The organism is Lactobacillus sp. HMSC08B12 (assembly GCF_001808415.1).
GTDB lineage: Bacteria > Bacillota > Bacilli > Lactobacillales > Lactobacillaceae > Lactobacillus > Lactobacillus delbrueckii.
Genome location: NZ_KV793158.1, coordinates 1 through 3,796 on the forward strand (window position 1 = coordinate 1; position 3,796 = coordinate 3,796).

Genomic DNA, 3,796 nt, shown 5'->3' on the forward strand with positions numbered 1-3,796 from the left:
AGTGTTCAATTTATTCTTGCAATTGGCGATCGAAAAAATCACAGGCTCAAAAAGGTTTTCGCTCCCTTTTGCCAAAACGCCCTCCGGGGGCTCTGCCGAGGGCCTGAAAAGCACATCTTTTCCTTGCCTTTTTTGCGAAAAAATTGATCTGAAACTCAATGTAGATATTAGGGGTTATTTATTTTATATACCAGAAATAGCTTCTTTTATTCGTTATTCTTTCGATACCTTTTTGAACGATTTTGACCAGGAAATAAACGATCATGCGATCTGACTCAAATGCCAATTAAGACTAGTTTATCTTTATCAATCGTATAAACCACCAGTACATCGTTAGTTTCGCTTGGTGTTTTGTTTTTCGGGGTATCTTCGTAAGTGATAAAGGATGGCATTGAATACGTCATAAAGATCATAACGACGCGGTCTTGTATGCTTACGGAAGTTTTCTAAATCAGGTTGTATTAACGCAAATTGCGCTCGAGAAATATTGCTTGGATAATCTGGCATGACAAACTCCTCAGTAGGTTTTCCACAATTCTACCAGATTCAGCAGATACTAGACAGGTTCTAAGAGGCATTTCACCATACTAACAAGAAAACCCAAAATTCCCAGATCATTAATTTAACATATCGTATCAAGCCATGCCTGGAATATTATCTAGGCGTTTTTTTAATGTAATGGTATTTTCTGGCAGAAAGGTTGCATTATTGTGACTACAGTTGTAAACTAATAAGTGTTAGAAGTTTACAAATGTAAACTTAGAATTCAATTAATGGAGGAAGCCAATTAAAGGATGGATGCAAAGAATGTAACCATCACCGATTCTGAATGGATGGTTATGAGAGCAATTTGGACAATGGGACATGCGACTAGTCGTGAACTAATCGATGCTATGAACGAATTAGAAGGCTGGTCAGCTTCAACAACCAAAACGCTACTTCACAGGTTGATTCAAAAACAGGCGGTTGCGCAGCATGGCGGCAGTCGACCATTCACGTATAAGCCGGTTGTTGGCGAGAAGGAATCAATGGCGGCAGCGGCAGATGATTTGTTTGACCATATGTGTGCGATGCGGGCTGGTTCAACAATTGCCGGCGTTATTCAGTCAAGGGAACTCTCACGGGCAGATATTGCGAACTTACAGGCAATTCTAGCTGAAAAGGCCAAAACAGCGCCCGAGGAAGTTCAGTGTAACTGCTTGCCAGGTGATCAAACGTGTTAAGACTGTGGTGTTCTGTTTACTTTTAGGATTGCTGCACAAAAATCCAGAATCTGGGATTTCTGATGGCGGAAATTTATGAATTTTTGTCGTAATTCTCATTCATATAGTGGCATGGTGCTCCGCAAAGCAGAAGCTTAAATATAAGAATCTGGTGGAAAAATCCCGAGCCCGGGGATTTCCACACAAGGAACTTATATTCCGGCTTCTAACCGCTTTGCTACGCACACTTATTTTTAGGAGGTCGATAATCATGGCAAATAAAGAGGACCATATGAACATGAAAAACATGAGTGCTAAGAATATGGAAAATAATGAATCAAATATGAGTCATATGGATCATGATGACATGAAAATGGATCACGATATGACCGAAACGGATCATAATCAAATGAACATGGACTACGATATGGCCGAAAGGGATCACAGCCAAATGAACATGAATCACGAAACTATGAATATGAGTGGGATGAATCACGGTGATATGGATATGGCTGGGACCGACATGATGATGCACGGTGGCTCAATGATGCATATGGGGAATTTGAAAGTTAAATTTTGGGTCTCCGTTGTCTTAGCGATTCCAGTTTTACTGTTAGCACCAATCATGGGTTTAAACGTTTCCATCCTTAGTTTCAGTTCACCGCTAATTGTTGGCATTATCATCGTTTTGTTTGATACAGCACTTTACTTTTATGGCGGAATGCCATTTTTAAAGGGGGCTAAAGCGGAAATTCAAGATAAATCTCCTGAAATGATGACGCTAGTAACCCTTGGAATTTCCGTTTCGTATTTCTTCAGTTTGTACGCATTTATTGCCAACAACTTCTTGAACCCGGCAAATCATGTAATGGATTTTTCGTTCGAACTTGCAACCCTGATTTTAATTATGCTTCTAGGACACTGGATTGAAATGAATGCATTGATGGGGGCTGGGGATGCCTTACAAAAGATGGCGGCCCTGTTGCCTAAGACGGCCCATCTAGTTACAGATAATGGTGAAACAAAAGAAGTGCCAGTATCTGATTTAAAAGTTGGTCAAACTGTCCAAGTACGTTCAGGTGAGAGTATTCCAGCCGATGGTGTTATTACGGCTGGGGAGTCGACCGTGAATGAAGCACTGGTAACCGGTGAATCTGCTGCCGTTACCAAGAACGTTGGCGATAAGGTCATTGGTGGTACAACCAACAATAACGGGACGCTAACGGTTAAAATTAGTGGTACTGGTGACTCCGGCTATCTTTCTCAAGTAATGAAAATGGTTCAAAATGCCCAGCAAGCTAAATCTAAAGCAGAAGATAAAGCTGATTTAGTTGCCAAGTATCTATTTTATGCGGCACTTGGTGTTGGGATTATTGCTTTCTTTGCCTGGTTACCCCAGGGATTAGAGACTGCAATGACGATCATGGTGACCGTCTTCGTGATTGCTTGCCCGCATGCGTTAGGATTAGCGATTCCATTAGTGGTTTCTCGTTCTACTACGATTGGCGCTCAAAATGGGCTATTAGTTCGAAATCGCCAAGCCATCGAAGCAAGTCAACACGTTAGCCACGTTCTCTTGGATAAAACTGGCACGTTAACAGAAGGTAAATTTACGGTGAATGCATTGATTCCAAATGATGGGATTGACGAAACAACGTTATTAAGCCGACTGGCCGCCCTTGAAAATAATTCGACTCATCCGCTGGCCCAAGCAATCATTGCTGAAGCCCGAGCGAAGGACATTGAAGTCGTTGCGGCTGAAAAGTCTCAAAATATTCCGGGCGTTGGTATTTCCGGTAATGTTGATGGCACTGACTATATGATTGTTAATGGTAACTATTTAACGAAGCAAGGGATTAGGTTTGACGAGGCCGCTGCTGATAAATGGGCTGCTAAGGGTAATTCCGTCAGCTTCCTATTGCAGGGCACCCAAGTTCAAGGAATGGTTGCTGAAGGCGACACCATCAAAGCGGGTGCTAAGGAATTAATTAGTGGTCTTCAGAGGCGAGGAATTACCCCCGTAATGCTCACTGGCGATAATCCAAAAGCCGCGGAACACGTTGCTAACTTACTAGGATTGACTGAATTTCATGCAGGCCTATTACCAGATGATAAGCAAAAGATTATTGCTGATTATCAAGCAAAGGGCAATCATGTCATCATGGTTGGTGACGGCGTAAATGACGCACCAAGTCTTGCCACGGCCGATATTGGAATTGCAATTGGCGCCGGAACCGATGTTGCCATTGATTCCGCTGATGTTGTGTTGGTTAAATCAGAACCCAGCGATATTTTACATTTTCTTGATTTGGCTAAAATCACAAATCAGAAAATGGTTCAAAATCTTTGGTGGGGAGCAGGCTACAATATTGTCGCAATTCCACTCGCTGCCGGTGTGTTGTCATTTATGGGAATCACTCTAGACCCAGCCGTTGGTGCTGTGGCCATGGCGATGTCGTCAATTATCGTGGCAATTAATGCGATGGGATTGACTGGTAAAAAGATCAAAAACGTGTAATTAAGTGATGACAAAAAGAGGAGAAAGACCAGCTGGTAGTCTGGTCAATGCTAATTTCCCGGGATTTTACAACTCA

At 42.2% G+C, this 3,796-nt stretch carries 3 protein-coding genes and 2 pseudogenes; 3 read left to right on the top strand and 2 right to left on the bottom strand.

Annotated features, from left to right (window positions below):
• The coding region (locus HMPREF3168_RS10470; RefSeq protein ID WP_210384546.1) for a hypothetical protein at positions 1–274 on the top strand (274 nt) is incomplete at its 5' end.
• Here the strand turns inward: HMPREF3168_RS10470 and HMPREF3168_RS10475 are convergent.
• Positions 207–378, bottom strand: a pseudogene (locus HMPREF3168_RS10475) (type II toxin-antitoxin system YafQ family toxin); the annotation flags it as partial. The gene HMPREF3168_RS10470 and the pseudogene HMPREF3168_RS10475 sit on opposite strands and share 68 nt — an antisense overlap.
• Positions 370–507 (bottom strand): annotated as a pseudogene (locus tag HMPREF3168_RS10320) (IS5/IS1182 family transposase); the annotation flags it as partial. The pseudogenes HMPREF3168_RS10475 and HMPREF3168_RS10320, both read right to left, overlap by 9 nt.
• A gap of 287 nt (positions 508–794) precedes the next feature.
• Here HMPREF3168_RS10320 and HMPREF3168_RS05100 point away from each other — a divergent pair.
• Positions 795–1,223 (top strand): CopY/TcrY family copper transport repressor, encoded by a 429-nt coding sequence (locus HMPREF3168_RS05100; protein WP_070488816.1) that lies wholly within the window; start codon positions 795–797, stop codon positions 1,221–1,223.
• A 250-nt stretch (positions 1,224–1,473) separates the two neighbouring features.
• Positions 1,474–3,720: a heavy metal translocating P-type ATPase gene (locus tag HMPREF3168_RS05105; protein ID WP_003611488.1), complete on the top strand. Its 2,247-nt coding sequence runs from the start codon at positions 1,474–1,476 to the stop codon at positions 3,718–3,720.
• Positions 3,721–3,796: the final 76 nt, after the last annotated feature.

Coding starts and splice junctions, on each gene's coding strand:
- HMPREF3168_RS05100 (WP_070488816.1), top strand. CDS start 795: ATGGATGCAAAGAATGTAACCATCACCGATTCTGAATGGATGGTTATG.
- HMPREF3168_RS05105 (WP_003611488.1), top strand. CDS start 1,474: ATGGCAAATAAAGAGGACCATATGAACATGAAAAACATGAGTGCTAAG.